The sequence below is a fragment of the Gottfriedia sp. OAE603 genome, from assembly GCF_040543965.1.
GTDB lineage: Bacteria > Bacillota > Bacilli > Bacillales > Bacillaceae_G > Gottfriedia > Gottfriedia solisilvae.
On the sequence record NZ_JBEUNN010000001.1, the window covers coordinates 3,849,057 to 3,869,079 of the forward strand.

15 protein-coding genes, 1 rRNA gene, 1 pseudogene and 1 riboswitch are annotated in these 20,023 nt (G+C 33.5%); of the genes and pseudogenes, 2 read left to right on the forward strand and 15 right to left on the reverse strand.

Features of this window, described 5'->3' with window-relative positions:
- Positions 1 to 117 precede the first annotated feature (117 nt).
- From ABID96_RS19315 to ABID96_RS19360, 10 genes and pseudogenes are all read right to left on the reverse strand, one after another.
- Positions 118 to 1,667, reverse strand: a 16S ribosomal RNA gene (locus ABID96_RS19315).
- Positions 1,668 to 2,099: 432 nt separating this feature from the next.
- Positions 2,100 to 3,782, reverse strand: a complete 1,683-nt coding sequence (locus tag ABID96_RS19320) for a glycerol-3-phosphate dehydrogenase/oxidase (protein WP_192604459.1) — start codon at positions 3,780 to 3,782, stop codon at positions 2,100 to 2,102.
- 132 nt (positions 3,783 to 3,914) lie between these two features.
- Positions 3,915 to 5,405 (reverse strand): glycerol kinase GlpK, encoded by a 1,491-nt coding sequence (gene glpK, locus ABID96_RS19325; RefSeq protein ID WP_192604458.1) that lies wholly within the window; start codon positions 5,403 to 5,405, stop codon positions 3,915 to 3,917.
- A 14-nt stretch (positions 5,406 to 5,419) separates the two neighbouring features.
- Positions 5,420 to 6,241 carry an MIP/aquaporin family protein gene (locus ABID96_RS19330; RefSeq protein WP_142283149.1) on the reverse strand — a complete coding sequence of 274 codons (822 nt, stop codon included), beginning with the start codon at positions 6,239 to 6,241 and terminating at the stop codon, positions 5,420 to 5,422.
- Positions 6,242 to 6,460: 219 nt separating this feature from the next.
- Positions 6,461 to 7,021 (reverse strand): glycerol-3-phosphate responsive antiterminator, encoded by a 561-nt coding sequence (locus ABID96_RS19335; protein WP_192604457.1) that lies wholly within the window; start codon positions 7,019 to 7,021, stop codon positions 6,461 to 6,463.
- 121 nt (positions 7,022 to 7,142) lie between these two features.
- Positions 7,143 to 8,471 carry an NCS2 family permease gene (locus tag ABID96_RS19340; protein ID WP_088004250.1) on the reverse strand — a complete coding sequence of 443 codons (1,329 nt, stop codon included), beginning with the start codon at positions 8,469 to 8,471 and terminating at the stop codon, positions 7,143 to 7,145.
- A 171-nt stretch (positions 8,472 to 8,642) separates the two neighbouring features.
- Positions 8,643 to 8,741, reverse strand: a riboswitch (purine riboswitch).
- Positions 8,742 to 8,848: 107 nt separating this feature from the next.
- Positions 8,849 to 8,938: pseudogene (locus ABID96_RS19345) on the reverse strand (GMP synthase (glutamine-hydrolyzing)); the annotation flags it as partial.
- 323 nt (positions 8,939 to 9,261) lie between these two features.
- A complete protein-coding gene (locus ABID96_RS19350) occupies positions 9,262 to 10,071 on the reverse strand; it encodes a nuclease-related domain-containing protein (RefSeq protein WP_192604456.1) in 810 nt (269 codons plus the stop codon).
- Positions 10,072 to 10,122: 51 nt separating this feature from the next.
- The gene (locus ABID96_RS19355; RefSeq protein ID WP_192604455.1) at positions 10,123 to 10,797 is read right to left on the reverse strand and encodes a restriction endonuclease; all 675 of its coding nucleotides are present in this window, start codon (positions 10,795 to 10,797) and stop codon (positions 10,123 to 10,125) included.
- Positions 10,798 to 11,219: 422 nt separating this feature from the next.
- On the reverse strand, positions 11,220 to 12,308 hold the full coding sequence (locus ABID96_RS19360; protein ID WP_192604454.1) for an HNH endonuclease: 1,089 nt from the start codon (positions 12,306 to 12,308) through the stop codon (positions 11,220 to 11,222).
- A 453-nt stretch (positions 12,309 to 12,761) separates the two neighbouring features.
- On the opposite strand from ABID96_RS19360, the gene ABID96_RS19365 reads away from it, so the two are divergent.
- Entirely contained in the window at positions 12,762 to 14,024 is a 1,263-nt protein-coding gene (locus ABID96_RS19365; RefSeq protein ID WP_192604453.1) for a HEPN domain-containing protein, read from the forward strand.
- Between the two features lie 227 nt (positions 14,025 to 14,251).
- On the opposite strand, the gene ABID96_RS19370 is transcribed toward ABID96_RS19365, so the two are convergent.
- The 5 genes from ABID96_RS19370 to ABID96_RS19390 all read right to left on the reverse strand — a co-directional run bounded on the left by ABID96_RS19370 (position 14,252) and on the right by ABID96_RS19390 (position 18,447).
- Positions 14,252 to 15,346, reverse strand: coding sequence for a DUF7487 domain-containing protein (locus tag ABID96_RS19370; RefSeq protein ID WP_192604452.1), 1,095 nt, complete (start codon positions 15,344 to 15,346; stop codon positions 14,252 to 14,254).
- 126 nt (positions 15,347 to 15,472) lie between these two features.
- Positions 15,473 to 15,643: a hypothetical protein gene (locus ABID96_RS19375; protein ID WP_192604451.1), complete on the reverse strand. Its 171-nt coding sequence runs from the start codon at positions 15,641 to 15,643 to the stop codon at positions 15,473 to 15,475.
- Between the two features lie 386 nt (positions 15,644 to 16,029).
- Complete coding sequence (locus ABID96_RS19380; RefSeq protein ID WP_192604450.1) at positions 16,030 to 17,355, reverse strand: hypothetical protein; 1,326 nt, start codon at positions 17,353 to 17,355, stop codon at positions 16,030 to 16,032.
- The gene (locus ABID96_RS19385; protein WP_192604449.1) at positions 17,356 to 17,544 is read right to left on the reverse strand and encodes a hypothetical protein; all 189 of its coding nucleotides are present in this window, start codon (positions 17,542 to 17,544) and stop codon (positions 17,356 to 17,358) included.
- Positions 17,545 to 17,895: 351 nt separating this feature from the next.
- Positions 17,896 to 18,447, reverse strand: a complete 552-nt coding sequence (locus ABID96_RS19390) for a recombinase family protein (protein WP_192604448.1) — start codon at positions 18,445 to 18,447, stop codon at positions 17,896 to 17,898.
- 278 nt (positions 18,448 to 18,725) lie between these two features.
- On the opposite strand from ABID96_RS19390, the gene ABID96_RS19395 reads away from it, so the two are divergent.
- On the forward strand, positions 18,726 to 19,988 hold the full coding sequence (locus ABID96_RS19395) for a hypothetical protein (RefSeq protein WP_192604447.1): 1,263 nt from the start codon (positions 18,726 to 18,728) through the stop codon (positions 19,986 to 19,988).
- The last annotated feature ends 35 nt before the right edge of the window (positions 19,989 to 20,023 follow it).

A 20,023-nucleotide genomic window follows, 5' to 3' on the forward strand; every position in this document is an offset into this window, starting at 1 on the left:
ATGAATGACATTATCTAGTTTTCAAGGTACAAATTGAGAGTGAACTCTCAAAACTAAACAAAACAATGAAGAAACATCTTTTCATGCATGAACCAACGGTTCATGATGTCTCCATAGAAAGGAGGTGATCCAGCCGCACCTTCCGATACGGCTACCTTGTTACGACTTCACCCCAATCATCTGTCCCACCTTAGGCGGCTGGCCCCTAAAAGGTTACCCCACCGACTTCGGGTGTTACAAACTCTCGTGGTGTGACGGGCGGTGTGTACAAGGCCCGGGAACGTATTCACCGCGGCATGCTGATCCGCGATTACTAGTGATTCCGGCTTCATGTAGGCGAGTTGCAGCCTACAATCCGAACTGAGAATAGTTTTATGGGATTAGCTCCACCTCGCGGTCTTGCAACCCTTTGTACTATCCATTGTAGCACGTGTGTAGCCCAGGTCATAAGGGGCATGATGATTTGACGTCATCCCCACCTTCCTCCGGTTTGTCACCGGCAGTCACCTTAGAGTGCCCAACTAAATGCTGGCAACTAAGATCAAGGGTTGCGCTCGTTGCGGGACTTAACCCAACATCTCACGACACGAGCTGACGACAACCATGCACCACCTGTCACTCTGTCCCCGAAGGGAAAGCCCTATCTCTAGGGTTGTCAGAGGATGTCAAGACCTGGTAAGGTTCTTCGCGTTGCTTCGAATTAAACCACATGCTCCACCACTTGTGCGGGCCCCCGTCAATTCCTTTGAGTTTCAGTCTTGCGACCGTACTCCCCAGGCGGAGTGCTTAATGCGTTAACTTCAGCACTAAAGGGCGGAAACCCTCTAACACTTAGCACTCATCGTTTACAGCGTGGACTACCAGGGTATCTAATCCTGTTTGCTCCCCACGCTTTCGCGCCTCAGCGTCAGTTACAGACCAGAAAGTCGCCTTCGCCACTGGTGTTCCTCCAAATCTCTACGCATTTCACCGCTACACTTGGAATTCCACTTTCCTCTTCTGCACTCAAGTTTCCCAGTTTCCAATGACCCTCCCCGGTTGAGCCGGGGGCTTTCACATCAGACTTAAGAAACCGCCTGCGCGCGCTTTACGCCCAATAATTCCGGACAACGCTTGCCACCTACGTATTACCGCGGCTGCTGGCACGTAGTTAGCCGTGGCTTTCTGGTTAGGTACCGTCAAGGTGCCAGCTTATTTAACTAGCACTTGTTCTTCCCTAACAACAGAACTTTACGACCCGAAGGCCTTCATCGTTCACGCGGCGTTGCTCCGTCAGACTTTCGTCCATTGCGGAAGATTCCCTACTGCTGCCTCCCGTAGGAGTCTGGGCCGTGTCTCAGTCCCAGTGTGGCCGATCACCCTCTCAGGTCGGCTACGCATCGTCGCCTTGGTGAGCCGTTACCTCACCAACTAGCTAATGCGCCGCGGGCCCATCTGTAAGTGATAGCCGAAGCCATCTTTCAATAAAGGAACAGGAGTTCCTTTATGTCATCCGGTATTAGCTCCGGTTTCCCGAAGTTATCCCAGTCTTACAGGTAGGTTGCCCACGTGTTACTCACCCGTCCGCCGCTAACCTGCAGGAGCAAGCTCCTACAAGTCCGCTCGACTTGCATGTATTAGGCACGCCGCCAGCGTTCGTCCTGAGCCAGGATCAAACTCTCCATAATAGTTAAGTTTAAATCTTGTATTGCTCAAAAAACTAATAATTGACGTTTTACTTCATGTTTTGTTTAGTTTTCAAAGTTCACTTTGTCACTCGTAAGCGACTTAAATATCATAACACCCTCAAACGTTTATGTCAACGTTTGTTTAAATGTTTTTTTGTTTTGTTGTTAGTGTTTCGCAACAACATAAATTAATATAACAGTTAGCTGATCGGATTACAACCCATAAACTAAAAGTAATATTATTCAGAATAATCATTCGTCCTTTATCTAAAACATTTAGAATATGAATCTTCTATTATATAAATAATATCCTAGCTACTATCCATCTAGTGATATAAAGGAATATAAAAAATGCTCCTTATTCACATATAAATAAGAAGCATCTTTTAAATGGATCACTTTCACCACTAGTACAATAACTTTGCTCATAGATTATGCATATGTTGCAGCATCTAATTGATTTATTGGTGAAACAGCATCTATTAATGCTTCCTCCAACTCATTAGCATATTTTACTTTTTGATCTTTACTCCACCCAAATTCAGCTGACATATAAGTTATTACTGCATCTTTCCATTCATATACCCAATTTATATCAAAATACAAAGCACCTGTGCGGCGTATAAAAAAGTCTACAGGTTTTACGGTCATTTCATAATGCATTGCATAAATAAGTGGTATTAGAACATCTACTGGTAAATTATATTGTTTTAGTTCCTCTTGGTGTTTCCTAACTAACTGGAAAATCGTATCAACGTTTGATCCATAAAATTTCGCAAATTGTTCTGCTTGTTTACTTGTTAATCCAAACTCCTGACCTTCTTTAGATTTATTTACTATAAATGTAGTAAATCGTTTCGCACCACCTACATCCCCTCCAGAAATAGGCATATGTTTCGTTTCACTTTTTGGAAACGCACCACTATGTCCTTCTTTCCTCAATAAATCCGTCACATAGTCTATAACCATTTCTGCCATTTTACGATAACCTGTTAATTTTCCTCCCGCAATTGTGATTAATCCAGAATCCGATGTCCAAATTTCATCTTTACGTGAGATTTCAGAAGCATTCTTTCCTTCCTCATATATCAAAGGTCGAACTCCAGCCCAACTAGATTCGATGTCATTTTCTGTTATCTTCACTGTAGGGAACATATAGTTAATCGCATCAATAATATACTGACTATCTTCTTTCGTCATTTTCGGTAACGCTGCATCATCATTATAAAATGTGTCAGTTGTACCAACATAAGTTTTGCCACCACGTGGAATTGCAAATACCATTCGGCCATCTGGTGTATCAAAGTAAATCGCTTGCCCTAAAGGAAAGCGCGAATGATCAATTACTAAGTGTACGCCTTTTGATAATTGAAGTATTTTTCCTTTTTTAGATTGATCTTTTTCCCTTAATGTATCAACCCAAGGACCAGCTGCATTTACTATTTTTTTACCATACACTTCATATACTTCACCATCGAGTAGATCCACTACAATGACACCACACACTTTTCCATTCTTATACAAGAATCCATTTACTTTTGCATAGTTTACCGCTTTTGCTCCTTGATTAATCGCTTCCTTCATTACTTCAATTGTTAAACGAGCATCATCAGTACGATATTCAACATAATATCCGCCACCTTTTAATCCCTCTTGTTTAACAAGTGGTTCCTTTTTCATCGTTTCTTCACGATTAAACATTTTCCTACGCTCACTTCTTTTTACTCCTGCCAGAAAATCATAAACTCTAAGGCCGATTGAAGTACTGAAAGCACCAAAAGTACCTCCCTTGTGGAACGGTAGCAACATCCATTCAGGCGTAGTAACATGCGGGCCATTTTCGTAAACGATTGCCCGCTCTTTCCCTACTTCAGCGACCATCTTTACTTCCAATTGTTTCAAATAACGTAAACCACCATGAACTAATTTTGTTGAACGACTAGATGTACCTGCTGCGAAATCCTGCATTTCAAAGACAATCGTTGATAAACCTCTAGTAGCACCATCAAGTGCAATTCCAGCACCAGTAATGCCTCCTCCGATTACAATTACGTCTAACTCTTGTTTATTTACTCCAATTAATAGCTCTTTTCGTTGTTTACTAGAAAATTTCATGACTTTTGCCTCCTATGGTACGAAAAAAAGAGACCACAAACATCACTATAGAATTCGCTTCTATAGCGTGTTGTGGTCTCTCTCAATCTCCTACCGAATATTAACTTGTTTTCATCTTATCACTATCATATGTTATTTAAAAGCTTTTGTTGCTTCGATTGCCTTTTTCCAACCAGAATAAAGCTCTTCACTTACATTTTCATCCATTGTCGGTGCAAAACTTTGATCCATATTCCATTGTGATGCAATCGATTCTTGATTTTCCCAATACCCTACGGCAAGACCAGCTAAATAAGCAGCACCCAAAGCCGTAGTTTCATTTACTTCTGGACGTTCTACAGGAACAGCTAGAATATCACTTTGGAATTGCATTAAGAAATTATTTTTAACCGCTCCCCCATCTACACGCAGAGTTTTAAGCTCAATTCCAGAGTCTTTTTCCATAGCAAATAAAACATCCTTAGTTTGATATGCTAAAGATTCTAGCGTAGCACGAATGAAATGTTCTTTTGTAGTGCCTCGAGTTACTCCAAAGACTGCTCCACGTACTTCACTATCCCAGTATGGAGTACCCAGTCCTACAAATGCAGGCACTACATATACTCCTTCTGTAGATTCTACACGTTTAGCATACTCCTCACTCTGACTAGCATCTTTAAACATACGCATGCCGTCTCGTAACCACTGAATAGCTGAACCTGCAACAAAAATACTACCTTCTAATGCATATTCAACTTTTCCATTTAGACCCCAAGCAATTGTCGTTAATAATCCATGTTCAGATTTAACAGCTTTTTCACCTGTATTCATTAACATGAAACAACCAGTTCCGTACGTATTTTTAGCCATACCTTCACCGTAGCAAGCTTGACCAAATAGCGCTGCTTGCTGGTCACCAGCTACACCAGCTATCGGTATATTTTGGCCAAAGAAGTGGAAGTCCACTGTATGACCATACACTTCGGATGAAGATCGTACTTCCGGAAGCATACTTTTTGGAATTGTTAACATATCAAGAAGCTCTTCATCCCAGCTTAAATCATAAATATTGTACATTAATGTGCGAGATGCATTTGAATAATCAGTGACATGTACTGCTCCACCAGATAATTTCCAAACAAGCCATGTATCAATTGTTCCAAATAATAAATCTCCATTTTCTGCTTTTTCTCGTGCACCTTCAACATGATCTAAAATCCACTTTACTTTTGTTCCTGAGAAATAAGCATCAATTAAAAGACCTGTTTTTTCGCGAACCATATCGCTATAGCCTTTTTCTTTTAAATCATCACAAATGTCAACAGTTTGACGGGATTGCCAAACGATCGCATTATATACAGGTTTACCAGTATTTTTATCCCAAACAACTGTTGTTTCACGCTGATTCGTAATACCAATTGCAGCAATTTGTTCTGGTTTTACATCTGCTTCACTTAGACAAGTTGCAATGACAGCTAAAATTGAACCCCAAATTTCTTGTGCGTTATGTTCTACCCAACCCGGATGTGGAAAATGTTGTGTAAATTCTTTTTGTGCAACATGTACAATTTTGCCTTCTTTATTAAAAAGAATAGCGCGTGAACTTGTTGTTCCTTGATCAAGTGAAAGGATATATTTTTTCATTTTTATTCTCCTCCTTAAGCTACTTTACTATTATTACTATTATTAACTTTCATATTACTTGTCATATAAGAGATTGCTAGAATTACCACTGTAACAAAAATCACATAATATAATGCTACATTATTTTTACCTTCAAATATTACTTCGTAAAATAACCCCGCTAATGAACCACCTAATAATGGAGCTACAACTGGTATCCATGCATATTTCCAGTTCGATCCGCCTTTTCCTGCAATCGGCAGTAAAAAATGTGCAATTCGAGGACCTAAATCACGCGCTGGGTTAATTGCATACCCTGTTGTTCCACCTAATGATAAACCAATACTTACGATTAAGAAACCAACGATGAATGGATTTAATCCATCAGCAAACTTATTTGAACCGATTGCTAAAATACCAAATACTAAAATGAATGTACCAATAAGTTCACTTAATAAATTTGCAAAAGTATTTGGGATAGCAGGTCCTGTTGCAAATACACCTAATTTAGTACCTGGATCCTCTGTTTCCTTCCAATGCGGTAAGTAATGTAAATATACAATTGTTGCCCCAATCATTGCACCAATTAATTGTGCAGCAATGTATTCAGGTACTTGGCTCCACGGAAAAGAACCTTTAAAAGCTAATCCTAAAGTAACTGCTGGATTTAAATGCGCTCCACTAATACTTCCTACAGCATAGACAGCTACCGCTACTGCTAATCCCCAACCCAGTGTTATAACAATCCAACCTGAATCCTTAGCAAATGACTTCTTTAGACTTACACCTGCACAAACGCCTCCACCTAAAACAATCAACAAAGCTGTCCCAATTAACTCCCCTAAAAATGCTGACATAAAATCCCTCCACATTCAGTTTAAGTTGATGTTCGTGAGAGAGCTAAATTGAATGGCCATTCATATTTAAAGACGAAAAGACCCACAACTAAATTGTTTCTATAGAACTATAGAAACAACCAATTGTGGATCTCTTAATTTCTCCGTCACGTATATTAACTTGTCTTTTATGCTAACTCATTTATGAAAACGTTGTCAATCCTATTTTTCACATTTCTGTCACTTTTTTTGAAAATTTTTCCATAACTCTTTATCTGAGGTCGTAATTGCTGTTGCACCAGCATCTATAGCAGCCTTTACATCTTCAGTCGTCCGAATAAAACCACCTGCTAATATCGGAATACCTGTACGCTCCTTTACTTCTGTTATTACATTTGTTAAAGCACCTGGTAGTACTTCAATATAATCTGGTTTTGTTTTTTCTAACAAAGCAATACTTTTCTCCATCGCACTTGAATCAATTAAAAAAATGCGTTGTATCGCAACCACACCTTTTTGCTTCGCCTTTAAAATCACATTTGACTTTGTAGATAATAGCCCATATGGTTTAAACTCTTGGCATAAATATTCCGCTGCATAACCATCACTTTGCAAACCATGAATTAGATCGACATGTAAAAATACTTTCTTACCATGTTGCTTAGCAAGCGAGACTACGCTTTTCAGTTGGCCAATATGAATATCTAATATAACAATATATTCATATGAACTAGTTAGTAATTTTTCTAAATCCTTTATTTTTCTAACAGCTGGTAAAATTTTTTGTCCATGAAATACCATTCAAAAATACCCTCTATTTTTCATTTTTATTCTAATCGTACACAATTTTAGAAAAAAGAAAAGCCTGGACATCGAAATAATGATCGTTGTCCAAGCTTAATATTTCGTGTTTTATAAACTACTATTCTCTGAAATACGTTAAGAATAGAAGGAATACAACAAACAGTACATACATAATTGGATGAATTTTTTTCGCTTTTCCAGCTGCTAACATTGAAATTGGATAGAAGATAAATCCAACAGCAATACCTGTTGCAATACTGTAAGTTAACGGCATTGCGATAATTGTGAAGAAAGCCGGAACTGCTATCTCAAATTTTTTCCAATCAATTTGACCAATTGAAGATACCATTAGTACACCAACAACGATTAATGCTGGAGAAGTTACTGCCGCTGTTACTACACCTAATAGTGGTGCAAAGAATAATGCTAATAAGAATAATAATCCCGTAATAACCGCTGAGAATCCAGTACGTCCACCTGCAGCAACACCTGCAGTTGATTCGATATAAGAAGTCGTAGTACTTGTACCAAGAGTTGAACCAACTACTACTGCAGTAGCGTCAACCATTAATGCTTTTCCAGCTCTTTCAAGTTTATTATCCTTTAATAAACCAGCTTGATTTGCAACAGCAACTAATGTACCTGTTGCATCAAAGAAATCAACAATGAAGAATGTTAATACAACTGCAAACATTTGAGGTGAAGAGAATACATCTGGAATATGTTTAATTGCTTCACCAAATGTAGGTGCAATACTTGGAACTGGACCAACAACCGAAGAAGGTAAGTCAATAATTCCAAAAATCATACCAGCGATCGCAGTAATGATCATACCTAAAAATACGCCAGCTTTTACTTTTCTAGCCATTAAAATAACAGTGATCACTAAACCGAAAATTGTTAACAATACTGCTGGTTCATTTAATTTACCAAGTGCAACAAAAGTTGCTGGGTTACTTACGATAATACCTGAATTTTTTAAACCTACAAATGTAATAAAGAAACCAATACCGCTACCGATTGCTAATTTTAATTCAATTGGAATTGCATTAATAATTTGTTCACGAAGTCCTGTTAAAGAAAGGATAATGAATAAAATACCTGATACAAATACGCCAGCTAAAGCAGTTTGCCATGGAATTCCCATTCCAAGAACTACGTTAAATGCAAAGAAAGCATTTAATCCCATACCTGGTGCTAAAGCAATTGGATATCTTGCATAAATCCCCATTAAAATCGAACCGTATGCCGCTGCTAATGAAGTAGCAACAAAAATTGCTTCTCTATTCATTCTTAATGTTTCTGGAAAATCTTTTATATCTGATAAAGAAAGAATTGATGGATTTACGAATAAAATGTAAGCCATTGCTAGGAATGTTGTTAAACCAGCAATTGTTTCCTGACGAAATGATGTGCCTAACTTGTTGAACTCAAAATAATTACTAATACGTTCTTTCATGTGATCCTCCTAAGTCTATTAAGTCTTAAAAGTCGGTCTCTATTTTATAAATAGAAAAGGCGCTTTTACACAATTGGTAAAAGCGCCTATCACGAGCAGTTTCATTCTATATTTAATAACCTAGGGATAGTAGAATAATAGCTAAATAGTAGGTTAAAAATATAGAAATCATTACTTCGTAGTCCGCCATTTACGGTGGCAGGTAGAGACGCTAGTCCATATTCACTAGCTTATACGACAAGTTATGACAAATTATTTAATATTTACATCCTTATATTACAACCATCTAAACTACGTGTCAACAAAAAAACGAACATTTAAATTAAAATGTTCGTTTTCGTTCGTTTTTTCCAAATATTAGAATGTTATTCCCACTCAATCGTTGCAGGTGGCTTGCTCGTTACATCATACACGATGCGGTTTACATGCTTTACTTCATTAACAATACGAGTTGATGTATCAAGGTTTTTAGGACATCCCTTTAATTTAAATTGACCAAATTACAATACAATTATTTACGTTATTTTTATTAGTCAATTGTAGCAGGTGAAATAAGGAAATACAATTACAACAATGCCCCCAATAAAGTAACAAAATATGTAATTTTCTAATAATCCTTATAATTATTCTTCTATAAACGAACAATACCTCACCATTTCAATCAATACTACTAATAAATTTATCACTTTAGGTAAACAACAGTTTAAAACTAGTTATCCCAGACATATTAAAACGACTTTATGTACACAAGATAATGTATATAAAATTTAATTTCTTCTTATTGATGTTCATAACAATATACTTTCCCATTAAACCTTTTGGTATTTGATAAACAAAATGTTTTAACTTTATCAGATACTCGCTTCTCACAGATAACACATTTACTATTATCAATTTCGTTAGTTTTAACTTTATCGTTAATCGATTCAATGTGTTGAAGCCGAATAGATTGGTCACTAATGTTATGCTCATTCAGTTGATTGTATATGTGTTCAATTTCCTCATCAGAGTATACTTTAATGTTGGGATGTAACTTTAAGACATTAAGTTTTCTCATGATGTAATCGGAAAGTTCTGTGTCATAAACAATTATATCATTAGAGTGTATCTTTCTTAATTCTTCATTTACTTTAAAAATGCATCTCCTATTAAAGCTTACCATTGATACATATGTTAGTTCGTTTTTAGCATCAATTATAGATTTGATTGCTTGTATATGACCAAAATTTTGATTAAAAGGGTTCATCATTTTAAACTTGCCATTCACACTCCAACTTGATCGATTTCTATCACCATAAATAGTACCTTGATAATTCTTAGTTTCAATTACAAAAATTGCATATGGCGTAAAAACGACATGATCGATTTGGGAGTAACCAGACTTAGACTTTGAATTAACAATCATTAAATCACTTAAATACTTATAATTTTTAGCTAACTGGTCAAGTTGAATATTTATCTTATATTCCCCAATTTCTCCAATTCGAGTTGGCTCGACAATAGGCTTGTTACTTTTAGAAGTTTTCTTCTCTGTGGATTGCTGTTTTGTAGTATCATTGGTGAACTTTGAAAACAACTTTTTAAACATACAAAAGGCTTCCTCTCAAATATGTTATATATGTATTTTATTGCATATATTCTATCTCGTGTTCTTTAATCGCTTCTTCACAACTTCTTCGTTTTGCCATTTAACAATCTTACTTCTTACCCATCTAATATCATGACACTCAATATTAAATTTATCTGCTTGGGTTAAAGCAGGATTTGTATAAGTAGTAGTTGTAATAAATCGTGCCAGTATACAGCCATGATTTCTTTTTGATGAATTTAGTTCTCTTATTTCTTTAACTGTTATTTGATTACCAGATTCTATGTAATGTTTAATTTGAATTGCTTCTTCTGTCTTATGTGCTTTATTGTAAATAATCAAATCCACTCCACCATCAGCACCCTCGGACGTTAGACGTGGCTTGTAGCCTTTAGCTTTATAGTATAGATAACATAGTTGTTCAAATTCTCTCCAAGATAATTCTTCTAACGGTAAAGTTATTAGAACGTTATCTTCTCTCAAACCATTCGATTTATTAGGTACAGTTGGTTTTCTACTTGTTTTCTTTTTACTTAAAGTATCCCTTTTTTTCTTTTTGCTAGGTAATATATTTAAAACAACTAAATTTATAACTGGATATGAAAATATTATTGCAAGTATCATGTAATAATTAGAAGCATAATTTAGATACCAAAATAATCCTAAAGCTATTAATAACGTTAGTGATATTAGATCAGCAATTGCTTTCCGCTGTTTTTTATCCATTGAAATTTCCTTTCTATATAACCTCTTCTAGATTTATTTAACTAGAAATTGTTAAAATTTAGTGATTTTAAACTCCCACTACTATCTATCGGCAATTTAAAACCTAAATTCACTACATTTATCAATATAATATATTGGTAAATGTATTCTTTCTATTATATTTCATCAGCTTTTATTCAATTTAGTTGCTAATACACTTCTCCTTAGTGTATCAAATATACTATTTTTAATAGAATCTTATAAATAACTAAAATAATGAAGAAAGACTTTCTCTTTTTAATAATTTTGAGAAAGTCTTTTTCATTTGATTTTAATTTGTAACTCTTGCAATCCTAACACATCTATGTCTTCGATCAGTCTAACTAATTCATAAGGATTCATTTCAAACGTTTCTTACAACAAGAAATCGGTTGAAGTATAACTTACAATTTTAGAATCGCCTTCATTTGTTCAATTGAAAGTACCTCGTCCTTCTTACGATGTATCATTCTATGGCAGTTACTACAAACAGGAACTAAATCTGTTTTAGGATTAATAATAACATCTTCTTTAATTGTACTTAATGGATTAACATGATGTACTTCTATAAAGTCCTTTCCTCGCTCACCATAAGTCTTTTCAAAATTAAATTTACAAACAAAGCAATTTAACCCATGAATCTCTAAAGCCTTTGCACGATTAAATGGATTACGTTCATACCTTTTACCGTAATAATAAATACTTGCTCCATCCAAATGGTATTCTTCTTCTTCATAGAGTTCAGAATCTATGTCATGATTTGAAATATCCAACCATTTACTTTCAGAATTTTCGTATTCAACAAATAAGTCGTTTAAAACATCTAAAGAATCTTTTTGCCATGGATTAGCATTTGGTCTATCTTGTTTATAGTTAACTAATGTAACATCTTCAATTCTTACAGTAGGATTAATTTGACTTAACAAACTTACTCCAATTCTTTTTGCTTCGGTTAGAATACTTTTAGATAAATTACTTTCAACTTCTCTTTGTTTTACAACGATATTATCTTCAACAATATATACCATGTATTTGTAATTAATACTTTGTGAATCCCATAATGGTTCTACTTTTACAGTTATTATGTAATATTTAGTTTCAAGTCCTATTATATATTTTTTTGAAATCAAGTCACTATTAAATAACCTATAATCAAATATTGAACTTCCAGAAATTTTAGTTGGAGTATATGGTTCATATCCGTATTCTAACAATCTCTCAAATACCTTTTTTCGTTCATATTCACTAAACAAGTATTGATACTTTTCTTTAAGAATTAAAGCTTCTACTGTTAAATCAAGTCGTTTCAGTTCCCACAAGCTTGTAAAACCTTCCGAAGGAGTATTATTGGTAATAAACTTTCTTGCAACTGTAAGTCCACCTTCATTCGCCACCATTTGCTTAAATCTCGATGCATTATATCCTATATTTTTAGCATTTGTATAAATATTTAACATATCTTTATGAAATAAAATTTCCAATTCTTTACTCATATTAGCACTCCTTAATACTAAATTTGTATTCAAATAAAAATTTATGATTTTACTTTTATTAGTATTATTCTGTTGATTAATCAGCCAAAATTGAGAGTTAACCCACTCCATTTAACATGAATCCCTCAACACTATACAGAAATTCATAACTACTAAAAGTGGTAATTCGATACCAAACGACATTTTCCTTTTTTGATATGTCTTGAAGTTTCTTTTCAATTTTGCAATGAAATTAAAAGAAGCGGAAATCTACTTCTTAAATCAATTAAAAATAACGTGAGGTTTTCATTTAATTAAAACCTATATTTCTTTTCAAGTAACCAAGTGTCCTAAATTTCTATACTTTAATAAAAGGTACTTGTAATAAAAATTCCTTATAAAGACAAGGTTCATTTAAAATGATAGAATAATCTGTATACATATTTTGGAAATTTTGGAGGTGAAGTTATTAATATGGTTGAAGAGATATTAAAGGTAGAATACTTAGTAATCGTAGATACAAGTAATTCGTTTTGTGCTAACGAAAAGGCATTTAATAATTTACTTAGGACTAACTCAGATATTACTTTACAAAATGGAAAATTAAAATATAAAAATTTAGAAGTAGATTACAAAGTTCAAACAAAAAAGTTAGAAACACAAGGCGCAAGAACAGATAATAAAAGATTCTTTCATATTCATTTACTTTGTAATGGAGTATCTAATATTAATGTTTTCGAAGACTTGCTAAGAGTAGTTAGAGAATTACTATATAAGGCTAGTGATGCACCACAAATACTATGGGATGATGTGAGTTTTTATTACTCACGTAGAGCATATCCTATAATACATGAAATAGAAAATCTTATGAGAAAGTTAATTACTAAATTCATGTTAACAAATGTTGGGTTAGGATGGACTAAAGATAACATTCCAGAAGAGGTAAAGAATTCAGTTAGGAGTTCTAAAAAAGAGGAAACAGCAGATTACCTATATAAGACTGACTTTATTCAACTTGCAAATTTTTTATTTAAAGAATACTCCCCATTGACTGTCAACTCATTAATGGGAAAATTAAAAAAAGCTACTGATTTAAAGGAATTGTCTATAGATGAATTAAAGGATTTTGTTCCAAAATCCAATTGGGAGAAGTATTTTTCAGATTTAGTAGAATGTGAAGCAGAGTATTTAAATAAACGGTGGAAAAGACTATATGATTTAAGAAATCAAATTGCTCATAATAATATTTTGAGCAAAAAAGAGTACGAGGAAATTGTTAGAATCGTAGATGAGATTAAGGAAAAGTTAGAAAAAGCAATTAAAAGTCTTGATAAAATACATATCTCCAATTCGGATAAGGAAGTAGTGGCCGAGAATATTGCCAGTGGAACAAACGATGCATTTTATGAATTTATTAATGAATACAAAGCCTTAGAAACGACAGTGTATACATTGTCCAAAGCACATGGAAGTACATCAAGAATTTTTTCCAAAAATGCAAAACAACTTGTGGAACTTGGTATAATAGATGAAACAATTTATAGGGAAATCAATAATCTTAGATCAGTTAGAAATATTATAGTTCACCAACCTGAAGTTAACATAAGTCAAGAACATATTACTGAATGGTATAGAAGATGTGAATTACTTGTTGATAACCTTCTTGATATTTCCATTGAAAAGCTTACTGAAAGAATATCAATGGAGGAAATTGCCAGTAGTGAAATAGAGGATTGATTATAAAATGTTTGGTTAGTCTTTCAAAGATTGAAATAGAGTAGGTTGATGTTGGGAACAACTCAATAAAAACATTGTTTCATTGAGTTAAGTATAAAGTGTTAATTATAAAGTGTTAATTAACACTTTAATGTAAAACCCTTGAAAAAGTCAGTAAACAAAATTACTAACTTTTTCAAAGGTTCTATTAAACATTTTATAATTAATAATTATTAAATAGAATAATATCACGTGGTAAATTCATCAGATTTGATTTGATACACATAAAACAGTTCACCAAAATCATAGTTTACTTCACCAGTTCTATTAATCACTAGACCTTTATCTAAATCAAAATGCACCCAACTATGGTTATTTAAGTATGATTTTGCATATTCCATCAATTCTTTAATTTTTTTAACACTCGGAACTTTGTCTTTCCTCGATATTATTCTAATTACTTTCCATCCCTTTCTGGATAGAGCGTAGTATCTTTTACGTTCATCATTTACAAAACTTTCCCTTGTCTTATTTCCAAGTTTTATTTGAAGCCAATGTCCTCCAAAGTCACATTCTATATATAGTTTCTTCTCCAACTGAGCAATATCAAGTGAATAATTTTTATAGGGGTAGTTTAATTCACCTCCTATAACATTCCAGACATACAGTTGCTGTCTACTTACAGGAGCAGTTCCATTTTGGTAAAGTGTATGTTTTGCCTTTTTTAAAATATCTTCATTTTGCATCCCATACTCAACACCATACTTTTTTATCATAGTAACTTTTTGCTTTTCTCTTACTTGGTTGTCTAATGTCGGACTAACGTGACCATACCTTATCATGTTAGTGTTTTTAATTTTATTCTTAATCCCTTCGTTCTGTGCAGGTGCTTTTGTTCCGAATCGTTCAATGTTAGTATTTATCACCTTCTCTTGTACTGCTTGGTTTTTCATAACATTCTCAAAACCATACCTTTTAAAATTAGTTTCTTTTTGTTTCTGCCTTATAGAATCAACTTGATTAGTACTCTCTTTACCATATACCATTAAATTGCTTTCTTTAACCTTCTTTGGACGACAATCATAACAACAGTCTTTTTTTATAACTGCACTCTCATTTTGTTTCGAATAATCTTGGAACGTTTTTTCTACTTGCTTATAAACACCATCTGTTAGACAATAATCACAATATACTAAGATCTTTTTATTACATTTTTTGGGAAGGTCAATAAAACTAACTTTGAATATGTCACCATAATTAGTAAACTCATATCCCTTTTCTTCGTAGTAACTCCTATATCTTTGATGCCATTTCATTTCAATAGTTTGTGGCTGTATCAACAATAATAACACTCCAATCCTTCTAATAGATTCTAATTATCAAATATCGACTTCAAAATACTCAATATTTATCAAAATAATTTCTTGTAACTGACACGAAGGATTCCACTTTGCTTCATATTCTTCTATCTAATATAGACTGTCCTCCAACTGGATGCTTTGAAAGTATTGAAATAAGTCCTGTTCATCAACAGCAATTTCACAATTGATAAACTCTAGAATATCCTTTTCAACTTCATAATTAATTTCACTTCCTAATACTTCAACCAACAATTCCTTATTAAAATGATTTGAACTCAAGACTTCATTCCTCCTTTTTCACTAGTATTATCAAAAAATATGCAATTAATACATTTAGTTTTTTGTTACAAACTAATATTATTGACAAATGCCAAATAAAGTATTCAACTATTGAAAAAAATTTTTTGAATAAATAATAATAGCACTGAACAAGTTCAGTGCATAACTAACGCGGACAACGCTTCGCTATTGTCCTTGTTTACGAGTTGGAAGCAAGCTTCCAACTCGTTTTAGTGTAATCATTAAGGTGATAATATTATTTTTTCAGACAATGTATTCTATTTTCTGATTCTATTTTTAATATCTTTTTCTTTAAGGGTTTTGAAAAAAAGTCCTTATTTTCACTAGGTTTTCGACACCCTCTTAGGCAGTTTAATTGCCTAAAACTACAAGTGCCAATCACTTGCTGGTTCATCTACAATTGCATTTATGGGTGCTTCCTCAAAAACTTCACTTTCTAGATAACGTTTTAGTAGATCCCTCATTCTGATACTTGGAATATAGATTGTAATCGGCAAACCTTCTCTAATTCGGCTTCGCCATACCCATTGAATCAACTCAGACAATGCCCATGTATCTTGGATTATTTCTACACCATATTGGTCAAAGAATTTTTTTTCTATTGGATTTAAATATCTATTAACTAAATAAGCTAGACATTTTTTTTCCTTAAATTTGTTTGTCGCTCTTGAAGTCATGGGAACAAATCCATTAGCATATCCTTTTGGAGATACCATCTTTTCAATCTTCCCTTTATTTCTTTTATCCTCTTCACCTTTAACAGTCGTCCACATTACGTTTTCAACCCGCTCTTTATAGTTATTCATAAAGTAGTTCCTAGTGTTATCACTTAATATTTTTAGTAGCTTTTTATTTGAGGGTTTCTTTAACCAACTACTTGAAAGTGAGTAAGTTTTATCGCCAACTTCGTTGTATTTGCCCTCATAAACACTAATTAGTTCTTTCATTCGAATTTTATCCAGATGTTTACGTTGTCCATACGGAATTATTTCATAGCCATCTTCACTTGGTTGTACCGACAAGTATTTATACTTAATCTTATATAAATCATAGTAACTCTTCTGTAATTGCCCACTAAAAAGGTAGGTTAAAATAAAGACATTATTAAATGATAAAAAAATTTCACATGGGAAATTCCATATGAGAGCAGAGTTATCACAATACATTAAGTTATTGGTTAAAGCAATTTGTTTAATTCTATTATACTTGGTGTCATAGTTTTTCTTATCTTTGTTCCACTTAATATATTTTAATCCACTATCATTTTCAATAATATCGATAGCATTAGCATCTAATAATAAGGATAGGTCATCTTTTCTTAATGGAATTTGCTCAATAACATTTACTACTTCATCTAGTATAAGAGTGTAATTATTTTCTTTAAGTAGTTCCATCGTTTCTGATGTAGCCATCTGAAACAAAGCATGTGTAGTGCAAATATCTTTTCCCTTTCTTAATAACTTGTGAACATTATCAAGTTTAGTTTCTCCCTTTCGTGCTAGTGGCTCATGGAACACTCTGGTTGTTACAGCATTCTTTACCCTTTCAACTTCTTCTAGAAAAGGAGTTACATATATGAACTGATGTGTATAAGTTCTCATTTCATTCATATATTGAATTGCCCAAGAAGTCTTTCCACGACCACATGGAGCATCGATTACGTTAATTGTTGTATTTGACATTTTATACATTTAGCATTTCTCCTTTAAAAATTCATTAATGTTTTTCTTTAATTCATTTGATATTAAATAGTTCTTATTTTGTAGCCATCTACTTAGATGTTCTCTAGAAACACCGACAGTTGTAGCTATAAATTGAATTGAAGAACCGTAAGTAGTTATGTAGTTCTTAACAGAAACTCTTAATTGATAGTCTTTCAACATTCTTCACCTACTTTCTTGTATATGTGATGTTTGAAGCAAAAATAAAAGAACTCCCATCAAAATAGGAGTTCTAAAATAGTCCTTCATTATTAATACTGTTTTTGCTATATATGAGTTCCATATATTTGGCGGGAAGATCTATTTTCATTAAAAATGATCATTCATTTATACACATAATTTCAAATGAAATGTAAGAAGTGGCACTCGTATCGCTAAAGTTTGTTGACTGGGTTGCTGTGTGGGTGTACTTAGCCGAGTGTAACATATTGGCTATCGAGCATTACTGTAAAGTATGCCCCTCCTTAAAATGTAAGATATGATATTATCTTTATCTATTCAATTATTAAACTAAATTGTTGCTCTTTTCGCTCTGATAAGGGTGCTTTTACTAATTCCAGTAAGCTGTTCAACTTCCTTATAAGAATGTGTAACTAATAACTGTAGAGCATGTTGTATTTGTTTCTTACTAAACTTCTTAGGTCTACCTTCTCTGAAATCGTCACGTTGTTTAGCAATTGCTTTTCCCTCTTGTGTGCGTTCAACGATTAAATTCCTCTCCATCTCCGCAACAGCTAGTAAAGTTGTTAAAAAGAACTTCCCCATTGTAGTGTCCTCTAGTAAACCAACATTTAACACATGAACCCTAACACCTCTAGAGAATAAATCCTTTACAATCTCAATTCCTTCAACTGTGTTTCTCGCCAATCTATCTAATTTAGTGACAACTAGAGTATCACCTTTTTGTAATAGTGACAGAACCTCATTTAATTTAGGTCGGTCAGTTTTAGTTCCCGTGAATTTTTCCGAATAGATTTTGTCACAGTTCTCTTTTTCTAGTGCTTGTAATTGTACTTCTAATTCCTGTGACACTGTACTCACTCGACAATACCCATATTTCACTTATTAGCACCCCTATTAATCAATTTATTTTGACACTAAGTAATGACACCGATCGATACCTTGATATTACTACGTCGAAATTTAGGTGTCAATACTGTTAAGTTATGACACTAACATATTATGTCGAATAAATATTTTTTGAAAAAACTTCATAAAAGTGTTAAAAATAACCCTCTTACCATTGACGACTTTTATAATAAGTAGTAATATTACGTTAAATAATTAGTGTTAAAAATAACCCCCTTAATAAAAATGGGTAACTAAGGAGGAAATGAATCATGTTAATGCTTGAATTTATTGCAAAGCAAAAAGGAATAAAAAGTACGGAGATCGCTTCAATGCTAAACGTTACACCACAAACCGTATATAAGTGGTACAAGAAAATTAAATCTGTTCCAGATAAACATCTTAAAACAATTTCAAAGGAGTGGGATATTGATATGACAGTATTGAATCAAGAAGTTTCATCTGAAATGATTGGTGATTTTGAAAAGACTAGTACAAGTAATGAATTAAATTCATTATTAAATGAAACTAAAAATTTTAAAAAGCCGATTAAAGTTATTCTACAACCAGCTTCTAAAGAAGCGAAAATTAATTACAAGAAAACAATATTAAAAACTGTACCATATAATGTATTGCAAAAACATTTAACTAGTAAGCAAATTGATGAGTTAAAGGAAATATATAATGGCGAAGAGCCACAGGTATGGGCTGTAAAGGATGCAGACGATGGTGTAAATAAAAAGCAATATAAAAAAATATCTGTTGGAGATTTGGCGTTATTTTATGGGGATTGGCACTATTACTCTCAAATGGAAATTACGTATTTAATAGAAAGTGATACTTTAGGATTCGAATTGTGGGAAGATGCGGAATACGTAAATATTTACTTTGTCACTAACGTTGAAAGTATAAATGTCCCTGTAGAGTTAGTTAATAAAGCAATTTATCCAGATAAGCATCCAGATCTAAAAGATTACCGTAATGCTTTATTAAGATTTAGGGTTTTAGATGCTATTTCAAGTGAAGGCGTATTAGATGTATTAGACATAGATGTTACAAGCCACTTAATTGATTATACGGAAGAGGAGTTTAATGATGCTGTAATGCTTGATATTGGAGGGACATTAGACGTAATATCCAAACGTGCAAGCAGAGTTGAGCAAGGATACTTAAGAAAGAAATTATTTGGTAAAAAAGTATTTAGTAAATGTGCATGTTGTGGTGAGCAACTTCCAACTTCATTATTAATTGCTGCGCATATAAAAAAACGCTCACTATGTAGTACTGAAGAAAAGTTAAATTCTCGAATTGTAATTCCCATGTGCAAGTTTGGTTGCGACACCTTGTTTGAGGATGGTTTTTTGGGAGTTAATAGTAGCGGTGAATTTGTGAAAATTGATAACGTCAACTTTTTAAATATCACTCAACGAGTAAATGACTACATTGATAGTGTAGTTGGCAATAAGTGTAGTTACTGGGATAGTCACACCGAAGCATTTTTCAATTGGCATTTAGACTTCCACAGTGAAAAATAATTTAATAAATAAATGTAGAAGTCCCATAAATTAAG